The following is a 21,404-nucleotide window of genomic DNA, read 5'->3' as shown; positions in this document are numbered from 1 at the left end:
CGCGCATGAAGCACGTAGTTCTCCGCCTCTCCGATTTGTTATGCTGGAGCTAAAATGTAAGCGCAACCTTACCTTTAGTGTCGACAAGATAAAAATAACCGGCAAGGTGGGAATCCGATATGAAACCGAACTCTTTATCGACTCGAATCCATGCGATCCTTACATATCTGGAAAAGGCACGCTTGACCTCTCGAACCGACATCCCCGAGCTGTATCAGCAAGAAAGCGGCTATCACGGTTGGGATCTGGTGCACGAAGACCCTTCGGATTGGAAGATTTTCCGCAAAGGAGACGGTTGGGGCGGCCGAGACGTCCACAGCTGCTTCAAGACGCGCATCGCGATCCCCGAACATCTCGCCGGCAAAAAAGTCGTCTGCGCCGTCGAGACCGGAGCCACCGATATTTGGAACTACGACAATCCGCAATTTCTGGCTTTCGTGAACGGCGAATTGGTCTGCGGGCTGGACGTGAACCATACCGAGATCGATCTGACTTCGGATGCCGCTCAGGGCGAAGAATTCGAATTGGCTCTGTATGCCTATTGCAGCACTTCCGCCGCCGACGTGTTCTTGAACGTCTATATCGCCGAGCGGCATGAGGCCGTCTCGGATCTGTATTACGACCTGAAGGCGGCTCTGGATGCGGCAGACCTGCTGCGCGAAGACGATCTGGAGCGGCTGAAGCTGATCGAGCGGTTGAACGCGGCCGTGAATCTGCTGGATCTGCGCGTCGAGAACAGCCCGGCTTTTTATGCTTCGGTACAGGAAGCCCGGCTGTATTTGCAGGAGCATCTCTACGGAGAGACGCGCCCGGCCGCCGATCATATTCCGACCGTTCACTGCATCGGGCATACGCATATCGACGTGGCTTGGCTGTGGACGCTGGACCAGACGCGCGAGAAGGTCATTCGCAGCTTCGCGAGCGTGCTGTACTTAATGGACAAATTCCCGGAGTACACGTTCATGTCTTCCCAACCGCAGCTCTATGCCTACCTCAAAGCCGACTTCCCTTCTTTATATGAAAAGATTAAGCAGAAGGTCGCGGAAGGCCGCTGGGAAGCGGAAGGTTCGATGTGGCTCGAAGCCGACTGCAATCTGATCTCCGGCGAGTCCATGATCCGTCAGATCCTGTACGGCAAACGCTTTTTCCGCGAAGAATTCGGCGTCGAGAACCGCGTGCTCTGGCTGCCGGACGTGTTCGGTTACAGCGCCGCGATGCCGCAGATCATGCGCAAGAGCGGAATCGACTATTTTATGACCACCAAGATCGCTTGGAACGACACGAACCAGATTCCGAGCGATACGATGTATTGGAGAGGGATCGACGGCACGGAAGTGCTGACCCATTTCATCACGGCCAAAGACTACGTTAAGCATCCCGAATTCGGATCTCACCGGTTCGAGACGACGTATAACGGACGATTCAACGCTTCGCAGGTCAAAGGAACGTGGCAGCGGTATCAGAACAAGAACATCAACACGGACGTGCTGCAATGCTTCGGATTCGGAGACGGCGGCGGCGGACCGACGGAAGAGATGCTGGAACACGGACGGCGGCTGGAGCAAGGACTTCCGGGCGTGCCGGCGGTCAAACGGACTTTCGTACGCGCATTTTTCGAAAAGTTGGAGCGGAATCTGGACGGGAACCGCGCGGTTCCGCGTTGGTCCGGGGAGCTGTATCTGGAGTACCATCGCGGCACGTATACGTCGATGGCCCGCAGCAAACGGGATAATCGCCTGAGCGAATTCGCGTTGGCGGACGCCGAACTGTTCGCGACGATGCTCCGGCAGACCGATGCGCAGGCGCTCTATCCGACGGAAGCTCTGGAACGCGCTTGGAAACTCGTCATGCTGAATCAGTTCCATGACATTCTGCCGGGAAGCGCGATCGAACAGGTCTATATCGATTCGCAGGAGCAGTACGAAGAAGTGCTGCGGATCGCGGACGAATTGAAAAACGAGGCGCTGGGCGGCATCGCGAGCCGAATCGCGTCGGACGGTCAATCCGTCGTCGTGTTCAACTCCACCGGGTTTGCGCGGACGGATACGGTCGAGCTGGCCGGATGTGCGGAAGAAGCAGCGGTCTACGACGGAGATCGACGGGTGCCGAGCCAGACTACGCCGGAAGGCGGTCTGATCTTTCTCGCGGAGGACGTGCCGGCGGCGGGCTATAAGACTTTCCGTCTGGAACGACGGACCTCCGTCCAAGCGGATTCGGACGAAACGGGCGTCGCCGGAAAAGCGGCAGCCGAGTGGACTCCGGAACAGCGCCGGATCGAGACGCCGTGGTATGCCGTTCGCTTGAACGAGCGCGCGGAGTTCGCGTCCGTCTGGGACAAAGCGGAAGAGCGCGAGCTGCTTCAACCGGGCAAGCGCGGCAACGTACTGCAGGTGTTCGAAGATCGGCCGGCGGAATACGAAGCGTGGAATATCGACGATTATTACGAGCAGAAGATGTGGGAGATCGACGACTTGGAATCGACGGCATGGATCGAGAACGGCCCGGTCCGCTCCGTACTACTGGTCAAAAGACGATTCTTGGACTCCGTCGTCGAGCAGCGGATTGTCTTCTACGCGCACACGCGGCGCATCGATTTTCGGACTTTCGTCGATTGGAAGCAGGAGCATCTGCTGCTGAAGGTCGCGTTCCCCGTCGATATTCGCAGCGAGAAAGCCGTTTACGAGATCCAGTACGGCAACGTGGAACGCGCTACCCATCGCAATACGAGTTGGGATCAAGCGAGGTTCGAAGTCTGCGGTCAGAAATGGGCCGATCTGGCGGAAAACGGCTACGGCGTCGCTCTGCTCAACGATTGCAAATACGGCTACGATATCCACGACTCCGTGATGCGTCTGTCGCTGATCAAGAGCGCGACTTATCCGAACCCGAATGCCGACAAAGAGGCGCATCTGTTCACCTATTCGCTCTATCCGCATACGGGCGATTTCCGCGAGGGACGCGTCATTCAAGCGGCTTACGATCTGAACCGCCCGCTTACGGCCCGCGAGTTGGGGCCGCAGGCAGGAACGCTGCCGGATCTGTGGTCGCTGGCGTCGATCGATCGGGAGAACGTGATCCTCGAAGTGATCAAGCAAGCCGAAGATAACGACGACTGGATCTTCCGCGTCTACGAAGCTCACGGCCGCCGAACCCGCGCCGCTCTCAATCTGCCCGAGTCTTCGGTCGAAGCGTATGCCTGCGACTTGATGGAGAACATCGAAGCCGAATGCGACGTGCAGGGCGGCAAGCTTATGTTCGAGATCAAGCCGTACGAGATTCTGACGTTCCGCGTTCGGCAAGCTGGGCGTGAAGCGTGAAAGTCGTTCCTACTACTCTTTATCCGATCAAAAAAAAGGATTCCCGTCGCCTAGACGAGGAATCCTTTTTTCGTTATGGATGATATCCGTATCCTATGAATACAAAGGTGTTTGGATTGAAATACATGGTTTTATTTGTGTTTCCATATCGAGGATCGATATTCGGAACACTCACCTCCACAACATGTCCTCCGTTCAAATGAGTCAAAAATACATTGAACTTTTGCCAACTTGTCGTACTCGCTATTTGTTCCGATTTTTGAGTAACACGCTCGACTTCCAATTGCCCCGCATAATTTTCAAAAACACTTCTTTCTGTCGCATCCATATGCCGCAAAGCAGACTGGACAAAAAAGGATTTAAAAATAAAAAGGGTGCTAACAACGAAATAAGCTGCGATCAACGCGAACACAAAAAAGTAAGATCGAATTTTTCGTTTCGTGATATTCCCTTCTTTCTTTAAGACTTATGCGCCCTAGGCAATCTTTCATATACGTTATTAGGTGTAGTCATTTGATTTCCTTCATTTTAGAATTTATTTTCTTTTTACGTGACGACCGGTTTAAACGGATTCGGGAACTGCTTCCAATCCTGCCGCATCTCTTCCGTCGTGAGCAGCACGGCATCCAGCGACCGTTCGATTTCTTCGCGGTCCATGCCGATTCCGATCAACACCAGCTTCGTCACGCGGTCGCCCCATTTTTCGTCCCAGTCCGGCGAATTTTCCGGCGATTCGCCTTCGCCGAAGTAGAACGCGCGCTCTTCCGGCGTCAGCGCAGATACCCATAATCCCGCGCTGGTGAATTCTTTCGAGCTGCCTGCCTGACTGAACGAATACGCTTTGCGGTTGTCGAACGCCATCCACACGAGGCCTTTGGAACGCACGACGGTTTCCGGCCAGCGCGCCAACCAGCGGCCGAAGCGTTCCGGATGGAACGGCACTTTTCTTTTATACACGAACGAATGGATGCCGTACTCTTCCGTCTCGGGCGTATGTTCGTCTCTCGACAGCTCTTGAATCCAGCCTGCCGAAGCGCTCGCCTGCTCGAAGTCGAAACGGCCGGTGTTCAGGATCTCCGCCGGATCGACCCGTCCTTGTACGGAACGGATGAACTTGGCCGTCGGTTGGAGACTGCGCAGCACCTGTTCCAGACGGTCCAGTTCTTCCGGCTCGACCAGATCGCATTTGTTCAGAATCAGCACGTCGCAGAACTCGACCTGTTCGATCAGCAGATCGACGATGGTGCGTTCGTCTTCGTCGGCGACCTCCTGACCGCGGTCCCGCAGTTTCTCCCGCGATTGATAATCCCGCCAGAACTCCGCCGCGTTGACTACCGTGACCATCGTATCGAGCCGCGTCAGCTTCGTCAGGTCGATGCCGTTCTCTTCGTCCACGTAGCTGAACGTCTGCGCCACCGGAACCGGCTCGCCGATGCCCGTCGATTCGATCAGGATATAGTCGTATCGGCCTTCTTCCGCCAGACGCTCGACCTCCGTCAGCAGATCTTCGCGCAGCGTGCAGCAGATGCAGCCGTTCGACATCTCGACCAGCTTCTCGTCGATCCGCGACAGCCCGCCGCCTTCGCGCACCAGATCCGCGTCGATATTGACTTCGCTCATGTCGTTGACGATGACCGCCACTTTTAGCCCGGTGCGGTTGTTGAGCACATGGTTCAGCAGAGTCGTTTTGCCGGAGCCCAAGTAGCCGCTGAGCACGGTGACGGGGATACGGGGGGCCGGGTTGCTGTTTCTTCTTGCCGGATCGAGATTCGGGAGGGAGGAGTTCATGATCGAGTTCACGCTCGCTTTCGGATAATTTTTCGCGCATGAAGATTAATCGTAATAATTACTATTAACGAGTTCCATCTTAATCTTATCCTCCGCGCATTGTCAACACGACGTGTCGTCGGAACGATTCGCAAAACGGACACCGGACTGTCCGCGTTTGCTTTATATACTCGTTTCCTCTTCTTCAATAGAAAAAGAAGCCGCTCACGCCGCTTGCTCCGCTTCCGGCTCGACTCGGCGCGTCATGTTCCACTGGAGTGCGATCATCGCAGCGATCACGACTAGCACGAACGCCAGCGGTCCCGCGAAGCCGCCCGTGACGTCGCGCAGCGCGCCGATCGTCAGCGGACCGAAAGCGCCGATCAGGTAGCCGCCGCCCTGAGTCATCGCCGACCAGCCGCCGGCTTCTTCCGGCGTGCCGGCTTCCGCGATCGGCAGCATCAAAGCCAGCGGGAACAACCCGCCTGCCCCGATTCCGATCACGATGACGGCAAGCAGCATCGGCAGTCCGAGCAGCAGCATGGCGACGCCGGTCAGCTCGAGCAGCCCGCAGGCGATCAGCACCGCTCTGGGACTGCCGAGCCGCGACGACAGATTCGGCGCGATCAGCGAAACGGGAATCTGAATGACGGTAAACACGGTCAGGAAAACGGCGGCCCGGTCCGGAGCATAGCCGAATTCGATCGCGATCGGCGCGATCCATGCGGTGAACGAATAGAACAAGCCGGCCATCAGACCGAAAAACAGCGTGAGCTTAACGGCTTGAGGATTGCGGAGCGGCAGCACGGAACGCGCTTTCGCCTCCGCCTTGCCGCTCTGCCGCGCGAATCCGGACCAGAGCGCCGCGGCCGCGACGCCCAATACGGCCCAGACGGACAAGGCGACCTCTAGACTGCCGCCGCTGCGCGCGTATACCGGCACGGACAACGACGAAGCCAGCGCGGCTCCGATCGTCATCGAAGCCGAATAGACGCTGACGACGGCCGGACGGGTCGGGAACGTCTTTTTGACGAAAGCCGACAGCAGCGGTCCGGCCAGACTGATTCCGATCCCGCCGACGATCGCGGTCAAGATCAGGAGCGCGGCGGAACTTCCCGCCGCCCGAAGCGCCGTCATCGCGGCGATCAGCAGCAGCGAGAGTCGAATCGTGCGCTCCATGCCGATCCGGTCTCCGATTCTTGCAGCCAGCGGCGCGAACAGCCCCATGCACAGCACCGGCAGAGTGGTCAACAAGCTCGCCGCCGCTCCGCTCAGGCCCAGCTCGCGTTGAATCGTGCCGAGCAGCGGAGCGACCGAAGTCATAAGCGGTCTAAGATTTAAGGCCGCAAGGCCGATCGCCAGCAGCGCATATCCTTTTTTCATCGTTCTCGCCTCCATGCTTAATCTGATGCGATCAGTATAAGCAAAGGCTAATCATTGATCAATTCTATTATTCTTATTATTATGATAGTAAAAACCAATGATAGAGGCGAAGCGAACCTATGGATACCCGGAATATTCAATACTTCATGGCGGTCTACGAGCACCTGCATTTTACCCGAGCGGCAGAAGAATTAGGCATTTCCCAACCTACGCTCAGCCAGCAGATCCGGGCGCTCGAAGGCGAACTCGGCGTGCCTCTGTTCGATCGGATCGGCAAGAAAGTCGTCGCGACCGAAGCCGGCAAAATGCTCAAACATTACGGCACGCGGATGCTTCAGGCGGAATCCGATATCCGAACCGCCGCGAACGAACTCCGGTCGGGCAGCAGCGGCGAGATCCGCTTGGCCGTGCTGCCTTCGGATCTCGATTTTCGGCTGGTGCCGCTGTTCGTTCGTTTCAAGACCAAATATCCCGATACCCGATTGCAGGTGATCTCGACCATTTTCGCGCATGACGAGGTGCTGGGCCACAAAGTCGATCTGGGCATCGGACTTCGAGGCTCGGCCGACGAACGGCTCGTGCGGATTCCGCTCGGCTCGGAACCTTATCGCCTGTTCGTCCGTTCCGACAGCGAGCTGGCCGCAAGAACGCGCATTTCGCTCGAAGATCTGAAAGATTACCCGCTGGTCATGTACCCCAAAGGGTACACGGGCCGCGATCTGGTCGACGATACCTGCCGCAAGCTGGGCTTCGAACTGTCGACGGCGATGGAGACGGCTTCCGCCGCTTCTCTGCTTCAGCTCGTTTCCGCCGGTATCGGCGCGACGATCCAGCCCGCCGGCCTGATCGCGCGAAATGCCGCCGAATATCCGGATATCGCGGCGCTCCCGCTCTCGGGAACGGAACCGGTCCGGCATATGGAACTGACCTATTATGCCGACCGGTTTCTCACCGGCGCGCAGCGGGAACTGATTCGTTGGTTGACCGATTATTTCGCCGAATTCTAAGTCTGCTAGAACCTTTCGCCACTCTGCGTCGTCTATAGGTTAAACGCTACGGAGAAAGGGGCTTACCGTTCGATGAAACTTCGCGTTTTCCCGCTGCTCGCCCTGTTATCCCTGCTGCTGTCCGCCTGCTCCGCCGACGACAAGCCGGACTCGGTGACCGAAGACCCGGATCAAGCCGTCGCCGTCAAACGCGTCGCGGATAACGAATTCGAACTTCGACTGACCGTCGATCGTATCGCAGAAGGCGATAACGCGATCTCGCTGGAAGCCGGTCTGCGCTATATCGGCGATCAACCCGAGATCACGATCGAACACGGCAGCCCGCTGTTTATCGGCGGCATGAGATTGGACGGCAAACCGGTCGGAGATCCGATAGCGGTCAATACGGTCGCGATCTCTAAGGAATTGAAAAAAGACGAATGGCTGACCGAACCGATCTCGCTGAAATCTTCGCAGGCGCAGATCAAACAGTTGTTCGAAGACGACGGAGAGATCACGCTGTATGCGGGCTTCAGCGCCGCAGGATACGAAAACGAGCCGGGAACCGACGAGACGCTGGCGTTGAAAGCCGAGAAGATTCCGCGCTGATCCGGCAGTCGACTCTCCTTCTTCCCTGTATACGGATATGTAAAAGCGGATTTCGCAGGCTCTCTCGCCCATGAAATCCGCTTTTTTTCAACTTCCTTCGTTTTCCGAAGACTTGGGCTGATCCAGACTTTTCGGATACGCTCGGAAAACCAGATTAGAGGCTTCGTCCGAACCTTTAAGCCGCGTCACGATCACCAGAAGTTTCGTGTCGTTTTTCTCCGCGGCGACGACTTTATGGCTTTCGACTTCGCTTACTTTCCAACCTTCTTGTTTCAGCTTATCGTGATAATCCGCATAAAACGTTTCGAAAGGTCGGGAGACTTCGTAGTATCCTGATTGTGCCGCAGGGTCCAGCGCCGTTTGCTTCGCTTCGTCAGGGACCGGGATTCCTCCCAATTCCTGAACGTCATGATAAGTCAGTTCTTGTTCGACCTCCGCCGAACGGCCGTCGCAGGAAACCAGCAGTACGGCAGCGATAAGGATTAAAAAAATGGAACGCATCAGACACCTCGATTACTCGGGATTTCGGCAGAAAAAACGATTCTTTTTCTTACCGGCAGCAGTGGGCGTTTGTCCCTAGTTTACCGTTCGAGTGTCGCCGCCGCAAATCGAAAAGCCGTCCTTTCAAGCATCTCTGCTCGAAAGAACGGCTTTTCCCGTGTGCCCTTATTCGCTAACCTCTGGTGCTCGAACGCTTATTTCTTCGCCAATTTCAGCACCGTTTCGTCCATTTGTTTGAACAGTTCTTCCTTCGTGATCTTCTTCGCTACATAAGCTTGCATCAGAGCGCCGAACTCTTGGTTCGTGCCGTCCGGCAGCTTAGGCCACTGCCAGCCCAGCGTTTTGTCGGCTTGGACGTACTCTTGGATGCTGGCCGCGATCGTACCAAGCTGTTCTGGTTCGTACGTGATCGATTTGAGCGCCGGGATGAATTTGAATTCGTCGACGGTGTACTTCTTGCCCGTCTCGGAAGTGACCATCCAGTTGAGGAATTTCTTCGCTTCTTCTTTGTTCGGCGAGTTCTTGTTGACGACCCAGTTGTTCGGCACGCCGACGAAGATGTTGTCGTTCAGCTTCTCGTCGTCGTTGATCGGCATCGGCAGTACGCCGACTTGCAGTTCGGGATCGATTCCGTCGATCTGAACCTGCGTCCAGTTGCCCTGCTGCGTCATGGCCGCCATGCCGGAAGCGAATTCCGTCATCTGCGTATTGTAGTCGGTCGTCAGCGGACGGTCGTTGCTGAATTCCATCGTCAGGTCGACGAGATTGATCCATTCGTTGAAGATCTTGTTGTCCGTGACCGAAGTCTTGCCTTCTCTCCAATCCGCGATGAATTTATCCGGATCGTCCTGTTTGGCGTAAGCGTCGTTCACCAAGTGCTGCCCGATGACCCACCATTCTTGGTAGCCGTTCTCGAACGGCGTGATGCCGGCGTCTTTGAGTTTCTGAGCCGCGGCGCGCAGTTCCGTAAGCGTCGTCGGCAGCTCCGTGATGCCGGCTTTCTCGAACAGCGCTTTGTTGTACAGGAAGCCGTAACCTTCGATGTTCATCGGCAGGCCGTACAGTTTGCCGTCCATCGTCATCGGATCTTTGACGTTGTCGCTCAGATCGGCCACCCACGGCTGATCCGACAGATCTTCCATGCGGTCTTTCCAGAGCTGAGCTTCGTTATAGCCGCCGTTGTTGAAGATGTCCGGCTCGTCGCCCGAAGCGAATTTGGCTTTCAGCGCCGCGCCGTAGTCCGCGCCGCCGCCGACCGTTTCGATCGTGATGTTGACGCCGGTTTCTTTTTTGTATTCGGCCAACAGTTTCTCCATCGCGTCCGCGATTTCGACTTTGAATTGGAACATTTTCAGCGTGACGTTGGAAGAAGCCGCGTCGGTTCCGGTCGCCGGTTCCGTTTTGGTATCGGTCGCCGTGTCGGTCTTGGTGTCGGTTCCCGTCGTCGCGTTCGGGTTCGGCATGCCGCCCCCTCCGCCGCAAGCGGCGAGAATCGAGATCATGAGTACAAGCATCAGGCTCAGAAAGCTTTTCTTTTTCACGTGTACAGCCTCCTTTGTTGTGTGGCGAAACGTTGCTCCCCTCGATCTGAACGGCTCTTTTCATTAAGGCAGTAAGCGTTTACAATAAGAATGCTCTATTTAAGGAATCCGCCAAAGGCGGTCTCCGCTTACCCTTAGTCAGCCTTTGACGGCTCCGGCGGCGATGCCGGCGATGATATGTTTCTGAAGAGCCAGGAAGAAAATGATGATCGGCGCGATGCCCATCAGCAGTCCCGCCAGCGCCAAGTCCCACTGCTTCGTATACTGCGAGAAGAAAGCGTTGGTGGCCAGCGGAATCGTTCGGAGCTCTGCGTTGCCTCCGACGATCAGGAGCGGCAGCAGGAAGTCGTTCCAGATCCACAGCGTATTCAAGATGAATACGGTCACGACCATCGGTTTCAGCAGCGGCAGCACGATTCGGAAGAAGACGCCGAACGGCGAGCATCCGTCCACAATTCCCGCTTCTTCGATCTCGATCGGTACCGATTTGACGAAACCGTGGAACAAGAAGATGGTGAGCGAAGCGCCGAATCCCAGATAACAGATGATCAGGCCCGGCAGGTTGTTCGTCAGATTCAAGTTGGCCGCGACCCGTACCAGCGGGATCATGATCGACTGGAACGGAATGACCATCGCCGCGACGAACGCCATGAATACGATATTATTGAAGCGGCTCGGATGCCGGACCAACCGGTAGGCGGCCATCGAACAGAACAGCGCCAGCAGCACGTTGGCCAAGACCGTGATCACGAGCGAGTTCGTGAAAGCATGCGGAAAATCGAGAATTCTCCACGCGTTCTTGAAGTTGTCGAAGGTGACGGCTTTGGGAAGCGCGGCCGAATCTTTCAAGATATCGGCGAACTTCTTCAAGGAGTTGACGACCACGAAGTAGAAAGGAACCAAGAACATCAGGGCCACGAGGACGGTGACGACCTCCAGCAGCAGCGTGCGCCAGGAATATCTGCGTGACGTTTCCACTTACGACTGCACCTCCCTTCTCTTCGTGAACCAGACTTGCAGCGACGAGACGAGCGCCACGATGACGAAGAACAGCAGCGCTTTCGCCGTACCGAGCCCGTAGTTGCTGTTCGTGAAGGCTTCGTTATAGATGTTCAGCGCCAGCGATTCGGTCGAACCGAACGGACCGCCGCGAGTCAGCGCCAAGTTCAGGTCGAACATCTTGAAGGCGTTCGACATCGACAGGAACAAGCAGACGGTGATGGCCGGCATGACCAGCGGCAAAGTGATGAACCGCAGTTTCTGCCCGTAACCCGCTCCGTCGATCTCGGCCGCTTCGATCAGCGAACGGTCGACGTTCATCAGGCCCGCGATGTAGATGATCATCATGTAGCCGGCGGCCTGCCAGACGAATACGATCACGATGCCCCAGAAGCCCGTCGCTTCCGTGCCGAGCCATTCGAGCTTGAAGAATCCGAGCCCCGTTGCTTTGCCGACGGCCGCAAAACCGCGGATAAAGATGAACTGCCAGATGAAGCCGAGCAGCAGTCCGCCGATGACGTTCGGAATGAAGAAGAGCGTCCGCAGCAGATTGCGCATCTTAAGCGGTTGGACCAGCAGCAGCGCCAGAGCGAAAGCGATGACGTTGGTCAGAACCACGACGGCTACCGTGAAGCGGATCGTGAACCAGAAGGAAGTCCAGAACTTCGCGTCCGCGAACATGACGGCGAAGTTGCGGACGCCTACCCAGTTGACCGTGACCGCGACGCCGTTCCAATCGGTAAACGAATAATACATGCCTAGAAAAAACGGGATCAGGACGACAACAACGAAGAAAAGCAGCGATGGACCCAAGAATACGCTCTGCATGAATAAATCGTACCACCGTTTGCGGCCTGCCAAGCGAAGCACCTCCCGTTTGGTTAAGTGTCTTTCAGGTATGCACTCATTATATTTGGAAAAAGTAAGCGTTAACATGGAAATAAATGACGAATACAGTGGACTATATTGACCCGCTTTGTTTAGGAGAAAGGAGAGCTGTATGTTGCGTCATTCCATTCGCGGCAAACTGATCGTGTTTCTCGTTTTCGCCACGGCTCTGCCGATTCTGCTATCCGCCTTGGTCGCCTACAATCTGACCAAAGAGAACGTGAAACGCAGCGCCATAGAAGACAACGCCAGTCTGCTGTATCAAGGGCAGATCAATATCGTCAACTATCTCGACACGGTCAACAAGCTCTCGCTTCAGGTCTACGACGAATCGGTCTACGGCGATACGCTGATCGATATTATCTTGACCGGATCGGACGTGGAAGACGCGACGCTCGACCGGAGCGACGTCATGGGCATGCTGCGCCGGACGTATTACGCGATGGACGGCATCTACCAAGTCTTTCTCCATATCGACAAGAGCAGCAATTCCTACCTCTATTACGCGGCCAAGCCTTACGGTCCCACCAAGCAGGATCAACTGCCGGAGTATCGGAAATGGGACGTGCAGGCTTTTGCGGGCGTCACGCATCGGGCCGGCACGTATCGAATGATTCCGGAAAAAGAAGGCCGTTCGACCGACGTGTTCACGTTCAATCGGGTCGTCTACGATATTCCGCGCAACAAAAAAGCCGGGATGCTGGCGATCGACGTCGATATCTCGTTCCTGCGCTCGCTCACCGATCGTTTGGCATCTAAGGGCGAACAGGTCTACATCGTGAACAGCGAAGGAAAACTGATCGTCGGACCCGAATCGCAGCAGGCCCAGCTCGGCGAGAAACCGAACCTGCCGGGACTCGACGAGGTGCTGGCCTCGTCCGACGAGTCCGGCTACACCGCTCAGCAGAGCGGCCGAGATTCGTTCCTGTTCTACGAACGGGTTCGCAGCCCGCTCGCCGATTGGACGCTCGTCAAGAGCGTGGACACCGACACGCTGTACCGCCGCGAGCGGCAGATTCTACTGCTTAACGCCGGCGTAGGCGCGCTGTCGCTGATCGTGGTCGTCGTGGCGACGGCCTTCATCTCGCTCAAATTCACCCAACCGATCCGCAAATTGATCCGCGGCATGCAGCAGGTGGAATCCGGCGGTCTGCCGCTGGAACTCGAAACGAACCGTACCGACGAATTCGGCGTGCTGTCCCGGCGGTTCGAAGGCATGGTGAGGCGATTGAACGATTCGATCTTGAAACAGTACCGGTTGGAGATCATGAACAAAACGAATCAGCTTCGGGCGCTCGAAGCGCAAGTCAATCCGCATTTTCTCAATAATGCGCTGCAATCGATCGCGACGCTCGCGCTGCGCAAAGGCGACAAAGAAGTCTACGGCTTGATCTCTTCGCTCGGCCGCATGATGCATTACAATATGCACGTGGGCGACGCTTTCGTGCCGCTCAGCCGGGAGATCGAATACGTGCAGGACTATCTGGGCCTTCAGCAGCACCGGTTCAGAGGCAATTTCCGCTTCTCGCTCGAAGTCGAACAGGAAGCCCGCCGGATCGAGGTTCCGCGCATGATTCTTCAGCCGTTGGCCGAAAATTATTTCAAGCATGCCGGCGAGACGCTCGAACAAGAAGGCGTGCTGCGGATCAGGGCTTACTTGCGTCAGCAGCCGGAAGGGCCGCAGCAAGCCACGGGGCAGCCGGATACGGAAGCCATGCGGCCTTTCGCCGAAGACGCGGACGAATTCGAGACTTTCGATATCGAGGCTCTCGATCCGGAAAAAGACGGCGCGACCGACCGATTCGGCAGCGAAGAGAACGTGCAGTCGCGCCCGTCCCGGCGTCGCAGCGAACTGATCGTGATCGTGGCGGACAACGGCCCCGGCATCGAGCCGGAGCGCCGGCGGGAACTGCAAGACATGCTGGACCGGCCGTTGGTATTCGGACAGAATACGGAATCGCCGCAGATCGGTCTTCGCAGCGTCGGCGATCGGCTGCGCTTGTACTTCGGCGATTCGGCCGCCGTCTTCCTGAGCCGGTCGCTGGAGGGCGGCCTGCAGGTGACGCTCCGGATTCCTCTATACGCAGCCGAAGAGATTCGCAAGTAACGGATTACGGGGAATAGAAGAAGGAACGTGCATGGCGGCATTCGACGTATTCGCCGCCGGGAGGAGGCCTCGCATGAAAGTTCTTATCGTAGACGACGAAGCCCATGTCAGAGAGGCCATCCGCCTGCTGATCGATTGGGAATTATACGATTCCGCCGAAGTGTTGGAAGCTTCGAGCGGACGCGAAGCGATATCGATGATCGAACGGCATGCCCCGCAGATCGTCTTGACGGACATGATCATGCCCGCCGGCGGCGGGATCGATCTGCTGGAATGGATCAGCCGCAGCGCGCCGGAGACCAAGACGCTGGTCATCAGCGGGCACGGCGATTTCGATTTCGCGCGTCAGACGCTGCGTTACGGCGGCATGGATTATCTGCTGAAGCCGATCGACGGCGATCAGCTCAATGCGGCTTTCGCCCGGGCGGTCGACAGTTGGCGGGTCGGCGAAGAAAGAAGCCGGCAGCTTCGCGAACAGATGATGGAAGTCAACCGCTTCAAGCCGGTGTACCGGGACAAGCTGTGTTCGGACCTGCTCGGCGGTCCGGCGGCGCGAGCCGGCGCGGGCCGCGAATTGGCCGGCGAGTTCGCGCTGGACGAAAATCCGGGAACGGTGCGCAGCGCCGTCGTTCGGCTGGGCGAACATTCGCCGCTCTGGCTGCGCTACTCGGGGCGCGCGGATCTGCTGTTCTTCACGTTGGCGAACGTGGCCAACGAAGTGCTCGGCCACGGGCGAAGCGGCTACGCGTTCCGCAATCTCGGCCGCGAACGCGAGATGGCGATCTTCTTCTGGGCCGGCGCGGCTCACGCCGGAGAGAAGCTTGCCCGCATCAACGCGGGCTTGGCGAACGTGCTCGGCGAGCCGCTGCATTTCGGGCTCGGCGGCTGCGCCGACGGGCTGGCCGAAGGGCTGCGCGCTTCTTACCTGCAAGCGGAAGAAGCGCTGAACCGGGGGCAGGCCGTGCAGGCGGGAACCGGCGGAGCGGCCGCGTCGCGTAACGGTTTCGGCGCTCGGGCGGGCGGCTTCGAGGCAGCCGGCGCGGCTTCCGCGAGTCTCGAATCGGAAGCCCGCTACATCCACGCCTTCGAAGGCGGCCCCGCCGGAGCCGCGGGCGCGGGCGTCATGGAAGATATCGCCGCTTATATCCGCGAACACTACCGCGAAGATCTGACGCTTCAGGATCTCGCGGACCGCTTCTTCCTGAGCCGCGAATACATCTCCCGCCGCTTCAAACGCGAATTCGGCGAGAACGTGTTCGACTATCTGGCGAACGTCCGCCTCGAACGCGCCAAGCGCCTGCTGCGCGATTCCGACATGACGGTCGTGCGCATCGCCGAACTCGTCGGCTATCAGGACGAGAAATACTTCAGCCGCGTCTTCAAGAAGACGACCGGCTGCTCGCCGAACGAGTTCCGGCGCGCGGATCGGTGAATCCGGCGATCGCCCGTCCGCCGATGATCCGAACGCATAAAAAAGCTTCCGCCTATAAACGGCGGAAGCTTTTTTATTCTACTTCAAAATCTTACGGAGCTTGCTGTCTTTATTCCTCTGGGCCTATTACCCTATTGCCGATTAATCGAGATTGTTTAAGATCATCCAAATCTGAGGATCAAGATTCAACGCGTTCGTCAGCATAACGATCGCTTCGGCACGGGAGCTTTGTCCTTTCGGATCGAAACGCTCTCCCGGCTTGCCGCTGACGATTCCGGCCTGCGCCGCCTGCTTCACCGCGTCCGCGGCATAAGCGCTGATCTGCGAACGGTCGGCGAACTCGCCTTTCGTGACGTCTTTGTTGACTTGATCCAGATCCACGATCCGGGACAATACGGCAGCCATTTCTTCCCGGCTGATCGTACGGTCGGGTCTGAACGTGCCGTCTCCGTAGCCTTTCAGCACGCCTATGCCGACAAGGCTTCGAATCGAATCGTTCGCCCAGTGATTGCCGACGTCGTTCAAGACCGGAGAGCTTACGGTCGCTTGGCCGACCGGGAAGATCCGCGCCAATACCGCGGCGAATTCGGCGCGCGTGATACTGTCGTTCGGACGGAAACTTCCGTCGGGATCGCCGGTAACGAATCCGAGTCTGGCAAAGGTTCCGACCGCCTGCTGCGCCCAATGTCCGTTCGTGTCCGTCAATGCGGCTCCGCTTGACGGCGCGGCGTTGGCGGCTGCCGAGATCTTATTCACCAGAGCCGGAACGTCAACGACGCTGCCTTGGAAGACCGGCACCGCAGAAGGAGCCGGATTCGGCGTCGGCGTTGGTGCAGGTATTGGTGCTGGTGTTGGAACAGGCGTCGGTGCAGGTGTTGGTGCAGGTGTTGGTGCCGGCGTCGGAACCGGCGTTGTCGGCGTCGGCTCCGTTACGGGAGGCGTCGTCGGCGATACCGGCGCGGCCGCGCGCTCGATCGTAAGCGAATAGTCCGTAAACGATTTGTCTTCCGCCGTAACCTTGATTTGTACCGAATTGGCGCCTACTGCGAGACCCGATACGCGATACACCGACACTCCGTCAACGGACGACACTTTGGTCGCTCCCGTTACGGCAAGTTCGGCATTCGGGTCTGCTTGCGTAAGCGTCACATCGACAGCGGTCACGCTATTCGGCACGTTTCTCGCATGGTAGGTAAATACGGCATCCGAAAATGCGGGATCGAGCGTCCCCTGATTGACGGACAAGCCCGTCAATTTCGCATTGGCGGAAGCCCATTTCGCGTACAGCGTCGTGTCCGCCGTAATCGGCGCGGCGAAATCGAACGACGTCGTCAAAGCGCTGTCGCTGTACCAACCCGCGAACGTATAACCGCTTCGGGTCGGCGCAATCGGTTGGGTCGCGGAGGTATTGTAGTCGACCGTTTCACTGCTTACCGCGCTGCCGCCGTTCGTCTCGTAGCTTACGGTATACGCTTTGATCTCCCATTTCGCGTAAATCGTCGTGTCGCCGGTAATCGGCGAAGCAAAATCGAATGACGTCGTCAAAGCGCTATCGCCGTACCAGCCCGCGAACGTATATCCCGTACGCGTCGGTTCTGCCGGATTGGTCGCTTTGCCGTTATAATCGACGGCCTCGCTGTTCACCGAGCTGCCGCCGTTCGTCTCGTAGCTTACGGTATAACTATTAGTCGCCCATTTCGCGTACAGCGTGCGATCTTGCGTAATCGGCGTCGTGAAATCGAACGGTGTCGTGAGTGCGCTGTCGGTATACCAGCCTCCGAAAGCATAACCGGTTCGGGTCGGCGAAGGCGTCGGAATAACCGCCATCTCCTCGTAATTTACCGTTTGCGCACTTACGGAAGAACCTCCGTCGGTATCGAAGCTTACTGTATACGTATCCGGCGTCCATTTGGCGTACAGCGTCGTATTCGCCGTGATCGGCGCGGCAAAGCTGAACGGCGTCGTCAGAGCGCTGTCGCTGTACCAACCCGCGAAGGTGTAACCGGTTCGCGTCGGCGCGGAAGGTTCCGCAGCGACTTCGTTGTATTTGACGTTCTGGCTGTTTACGCTGCTGCCTCCGCCGCTGTTGAAGCTGACCGTATATTCTTCGGCCGTCCACTTTGCATACAGCGTCGTATCGGCGGTGATCGGCGTGCTGAAGTTGAACGGCGTCGTCAGAGCGCTATCGCCATACCAGCCCGCGAAGGTATAACCGGTACGCGTCGGCGCGGAAGGTTCCGCAGCGACTTCATTATATTTGACATTTTGGCTGTTTACGGTGCTGCCTCCGCCGCTGTTGAAGCTGACCGTATACTCCTTGGCCGTCCAATTTGCATACAGCGTCGTATCGGCGGTGATCGGCGTGCTGAAGTTGAACGGCGTCGTCAGAGCGCTATCGCCATACCAGCCCGCGAAGGTATAACCGGTACGCGTCGGCGCGGAAGGCTCCGTCGCCGTAGCATTGGCGCTGACATTCTGAGCGGTTACCGGGCTGCCTCCGTTGGCTTCGAAGTTTACGGCGTAAGTAGCTCCGACATATTTCATAACCGTGGCTCTTTGCGAATAACGGCTGTCGCGATAAGCGATATACGGCATTCCGCTCGGACTCAGCGCCAGAGTCGCGCTGTAAGCGGAAGTGCCGGGAACTCCGGGTTCGCCCACGTTTTCCCAAGCCGTTCCGTTGTACTTCATGACGGTCGCTCCGCCATTAGTACCCGAATCCGAATAGCCGACATAAGGGGTTCCATCGGCGCTTATGACAATGGAGTTGGAAGAGATCAGCCCGGCCGAAAAACCCGGTTGGCCGACTGTTTCCCAAGCCGTGCCGTTATATTTCTTGACGGTTTCGCGATTCTCTTGCGAAGCGTCCCGATAGGCTAAATAAGGAACTCCGTTAGAAGCGATCGCAATAACCGGATAGGGAGCGGCATCTTCCGATATTCCCGGCTGACCTACCGATTGCCAAGCCGTGCCGTTGTACTTCATGACTACAGCCTTGTTCGAAATTGACATATCATAATACGCTACATACGGCGTACCTTCCGAAGAGAACGCAATTGAACCTTCTTGAATCTGTCCAGCTGAAAAACCGGGTTGGCCGACTACTTCCCATACTGCTCCGTTGAACCTCATGACAGTAGCTTTGCTCGAATTCGCTCCGTCTTGATATAACACATACGGGACCCCGCTTGGGTTGAGCGCAAGAGAAAGATACGAAGCTGAGGAAGAAGAAAAGGCCGCGTTACCTACGTTCTCCCAAGCATTTCCGTTATATCGTTTTACGGTTGCCTTCATTGAACTGGAAATATCCGTATAGGCCACATAAGGGGTTCCATTCTGAGCGATATCCATCGTAACAAATTGGGCGTAAGTCGAAGAAATGTAGGGAGTTCCTACCGGAGCCCAGAAAGATCCGTTATATCGCACAACCGCAACTCGTTCAGAATTGTCCGTATCAATATAAGCTAAGTACGGCATGCCTTCAGCATCGATTTTCAGAGATGGGGAAGCTATCGCCCCTACCGAAAAGCCCTCTTCCTCCAATGCTTTCCAAGAAGAGTAAGAATCAGCTTGAGCGATCGACTGCCGGAACGGCAAAAACGCGAAAATAACGACCAATACCAGCATCCCTAACCCGATCTTTCGGCTGGCTTGTTTCAGTTCCCGATTCTGCTGCATGCGTCGTCCTCCTATTGTATGAAAGTCGCAGTTTTTGAACACATGTATTCACCCGATCTTTGACGTAGACTGCGCTATGCCCCCTTTCACGCACTGTCGATTGCTAACTAATACAATATTTGAAATCAACTTTTATATAATACAATTTAAGGCAAAAGAAACAAAAAAGACGTACCGCTCGTTAGAGAGCAGTACGTTATTATGCTTGGCTTTCTGCTTCTCACACCTGAAAATGTCCTACTTCTCCCCGCAGTTCTTCCGACAGCCGGCTCAACACTTCCGCCGAAGCCGAGACTTCCTGCATCGAAGCCAACTGCTGCTGCGAAGCGGCGGCGACGCCTTGAGAGCGGGCGGAGATGTCGCGAGACAGTTCGTTGAGTTCGCGTTCCGAACCGAGCGTCTGCTCCATGCCCGCGGAGACCTGCTCGACGGCCGAGGCCGCTTCCTGCATACGACCCGTGATGCTTTCCAGCGAGCCGTAGATGCGGTAGAACGATTCGCCCGCGAGATTCGCGGTCTGCGCGCCGCTCTCCACTTCGCGAGTGCCGACCGCCATCGCTTCGACGGCGTCCCGGAGCTGCTCGACGATACCGCTCAAGATCGACTCGATTTCCGTCGAAGCCGTTTTCGACTGTTCGGCCAGCTTCTTGACTTCTTCCGCCACGACGCCGAATCCCCGGCCGTGCTCGCCCGCGCGGGCCGCTTCGATCGAAGCGTTGAGCGCGAGCAGGTTCGTCTGCCCGGCGATGCCTCCGATCGTCCGCACGATCTCGACGATCCGCTCGGACTGGCGGCCCAATTCGCCGACCGCTTCGTAAGAACGTCCTACCGTTTCGCGCGCCGTCTTCATGCGCTCCATCGTCTCGCCGATCAGCTTCGTGCCTTCCTGCGCGCCTTCGAGCGCTCCGATCGACGCTTGCGAGACTTCCGAAGTCGTGTCGGCGACGCGGCGAAGATGAGTGCCGCCGTCCGTCAACGCGAGCTGGTTCTCGTCCATGCCGGCCATCTGGCGTTCGGCTCCGCTCGCCACGCTCAGAATCGCCGAAGTCACGTGATCCGCGGCTTCGGTCGCCTGCTCGGAATGTCGGAGCAGCGATCTCGAAGCATCGGCTACCTGCTCCGAGCTGCCGTCGATGCGCACGATCAGACCGCGCAGATTATTTTTCATCTTATTGAACGCTTCCGCCATCTCGCCGATCTCGTCGCGGTTGTCCACGATCAGATTGCCGCCCCGCAGATCGCCCTGCGCGATGCGCTGCGCTTCGGCCGCGATCCGCGACACCGGACGGGCGATCTTGCGGCCGATCAGATAAGCGATCAGCACGCCGAGCAGGAGTCCGGCGGCCACCAGCACGATAATGATCGTTTCGATTCCCCGCACGTCCGAAGCCGTTTCCGCCACGGCGGCGTCGAGGCGCGAATGCTGAAGATCGTAGAGCTGCTGCGACAGATCCGCGAGACCGTCGGCCAGCGGCACGCACTCTTCTTCGACGACTCGCGTATACCCTTCCGTATCGCCCGCTTCTTTGAGCGCGATCAGCTTTTTCCCGACGGCGTCGTACTGCTGTTCGGCTTCGCCGATCCGGCCGAGCAGCGCCTGCGCTTCGCTATCCGTAAGCGTGACGTTCAAGCGCTCCATCGCCGCCGACATGTCGATTTTGTTTTGCTCGAACGCCCGTGCGTGCTCTTCGTTGCCCGTGATGAGGTATCCCCGAAGATTTTTCGCCTGCGCGGTCGCTTCGTATTTCATGTCCGCGATCGTCTGAATCTCGTTGCTCTGCCGCTGGATCAGTCCGTTATAATTCCGATGCACCTGTTCGATCTCGTAGAAGCTGAACGAAGCCAGAGAGAGCGTGATCAACAATACGCCGGCGAACCCGGCATACAACCTTTTTCCGATCGTCATTTTCATCGCGTTTTCCCGCCTATCCGTGAATTTGGGTGTTCGTTATTCCCAGGCAGGCGGCAAGACGCATCTCGTGCAGCGCGGTTCTGGGCCTTTTGGTGACTTCAGAGCGTTCCAGTGACTTTACGACTAGTACTTTTGGTTATTTGGACTCATAAATAAAATTTGAAACAATTTTCAGCAAGGTTCGACACAAGTTGAAAACGATTCGACGCCTGCCGCTTCTTCTCGGCGCGAAAGGGTATAATGAGAGTAGGGCTCGGCGCGCTCCCGTGCTTTTCGGAAAAGCG

The 21,404-nt window shown here is 57.1% G+C and carries 13 protein-coding genes; 5 read left to right on the top strand and 8 right to left on the bottom strand.

Features of this window, described 5'->3' with window-relative positions; translation table 11 throughout:
• Positions 1–119 precede the first annotated feature (119 nt).
• Positions 120–3,317 carry an alpha-mannosidase gene (locus tag CDO73_RS08355; RefSeq protein ID WP_088488066.1) on the top strand — a complete coding sequence of 1,066 codons (3,198 nt, stop codon included), beginning with the start codon at positions 120–122 and terminating at the stop codon, positions 3,315–3,317.
• A 546-nt stretch (positions 3,318–3,863) separates the two neighbouring features.
• Here CDO73_RS08355 and CDO73_RS08350 read toward each other — a convergent pair.
• Both CDO73_RS08350 and CDO73_RS08345 read right to left on the bottom strand, forming a co-directional pair.
• Positions 3,864–5,105 carry a GTP-binding protein gene (locus CDO73_RS08350; protein WP_088488065.1) on the bottom strand — a complete coding sequence of 414 codons (1,242 nt, stop codon included), beginning with the start codon at positions 5,103–5,105 and terminating at the stop codon, positions 3,864–3,866.
• A gap of 204 nt (positions 5,106–5,309) precedes the next feature.
• Positions 5,310–6,467: an MFS transporter gene (locus CDO73_RS08345; protein WP_088488064.1), complete on the bottom strand. Its 1,158-nt coding sequence runs from the start codon at positions 6,465–6,467 to the stop codon at positions 5,310–5,312.
• 119 nt (positions 6,468–6,586) lie between these two features.
• Here CDO73_RS08345 and CDO73_RS08340 point away from each other — a divergent pair, with 119 nt between their 5' ends.
• Together CDO73_RS08340 and CDO73_RS08335 are read left to right on the top strand one after the other, a co-directional pair.
• Positions 6,587–7,474, top strand: coding sequence for a LysR family transcriptional regulator (locus CDO73_RS08340; RefSeq protein WP_088488063.1), 888 nt, complete (start codon positions 6,587–6,589; stop codon positions 7,472–7,474).
• Between the two features lie 72 nt (positions 7,475–7,546).
• The gene (locus CDO73_RS08335) at positions 7,547–8,062 is read left to right on the top strand and encodes a hypothetical protein (protein WP_088488062.1); all 516 of its coding nucleotides are present in this window, start codon (positions 7,547–7,549) and stop codon (positions 8,060–8,062) included.
• An 87-nt stretch (positions 8,063–8,149) separates the two neighbouring features.
• On the opposite strand, the gene CDO73_RS08330 is transcribed toward CDO73_RS08335, so the two are convergent.
• The 4 genes from CDO73_RS08330 to CDO73_RS08315 all read right to left on the bottom strand — a co-directional run bounded on the left by CDO73_RS08330 (position 8,150) and on the right by CDO73_RS08315 (position 11,931).
• On the bottom strand, positions 8,150–8,563 hold the full coding sequence (locus CDO73_RS08330; RefSeq protein ID WP_088488061.1) for a hypothetical protein: 414 nt from the start codon (positions 8,561–8,563) through the stop codon (positions 8,150–8,152).
• A 194-nt stretch (positions 8,564–8,757) separates the two neighbouring features.
• Positions 8,758–10,104, bottom strand: a complete 1,347-nt coding sequence (locus CDO73_RS08325) for an ABC transporter substrate-binding protein (RefSeq protein WP_256972617.1) — start codon at positions 10,102–10,104, stop codon at positions 8,758–8,760.
• Positions 10,105–10,242: 138 nt separating this feature from the next.
• Complete coding sequence (locus CDO73_RS08320; protein WP_088488060.1) at positions 10,243–11,082, bottom strand: carbohydrate ABC transporter permease; 840 nt, start codon at positions 11,080–11,082, stop codon at positions 10,243–10,245.
• The gene (locus tag CDO73_RS08315; RefSeq protein ID WP_088488140.1) at positions 11,083–11,931 is read right to left on the bottom strand and encodes a carbohydrate ABC transporter permease; all 849 of its coding nucleotides are present in this window, start codon (positions 11,929–11,931) and stop codon (positions 11,083–11,085) included. It lies immediately after the preceding gene.
• 172 nt (positions 11,932–12,103) lie between these two features.
• Here CDO73_RS08315 and CDO73_RS08310 point away from each other — a divergent pair, with 172 nt between their 5' ends.
• Positions 12,104–14,098, top strand: a complete 1,995-nt coding sequence (locus CDO73_RS08310) for a cache domain-containing sensor histidine kinase (protein ID WP_088488059.1) — start codon at positions 12,104–12,106, stop codon at positions 14,096–14,098.
• A gap of 73 nt (positions 14,099–14,171) precedes the next feature.
• Positions 14,172–15,530, top strand: coding sequence for a response regulator transcription factor (locus tag CDO73_RS08305; protein WP_179218625.1), 1,359 nt, complete (start codon positions 14,172–14,174; stop codon positions 15,528–15,530).
• Between the two features lie 141 nt (positions 15,531–15,671).
• Here CDO73_RS08305 and CDO73_RS08300 read toward each other — a convergent pair whose 3' ends face one another.
• Together CDO73_RS08300 and CDO73_RS08295 are read right to left on the bottom strand one after the other, a co-directional pair.
• Positions 15,672–18,221, bottom strand: coding sequence for an InlB B-repeat-containing protein (locus tag CDO73_RS08300; RefSeq protein WP_179218624.1), 2,550 nt, complete (start codon positions 18,219–18,221; stop codon positions 15,672–15,674).
• 1,207 nt (positions 18,222–19,428) lie between these two features.
• On the bottom strand, positions 19,429–21,120 hold the full coding sequence (locus tag CDO73_RS08295; RefSeq protein WP_088488056.1) for a methyl-accepting chemotaxis protein: 1,692 nt from the start codon (positions 21,118–21,120) through the stop codon (positions 19,429–19,431).
• Positions 21,121–21,404 lie beyond the last annotated feature (284 nt).

The sequence above is a fragment of the Saccharibacillus sp. O23 genome (assembly GCF_002205895.1).
Lineage (GTDB): Bacteria > Bacillota > Bacilli > Paenibacillales > Paenibacillaceae > Saccharibacillus.
Note: the sequence above shows the minus strand (reverse complement) of the source record. Positions and strands in the feature narration are given on the sequence as shown.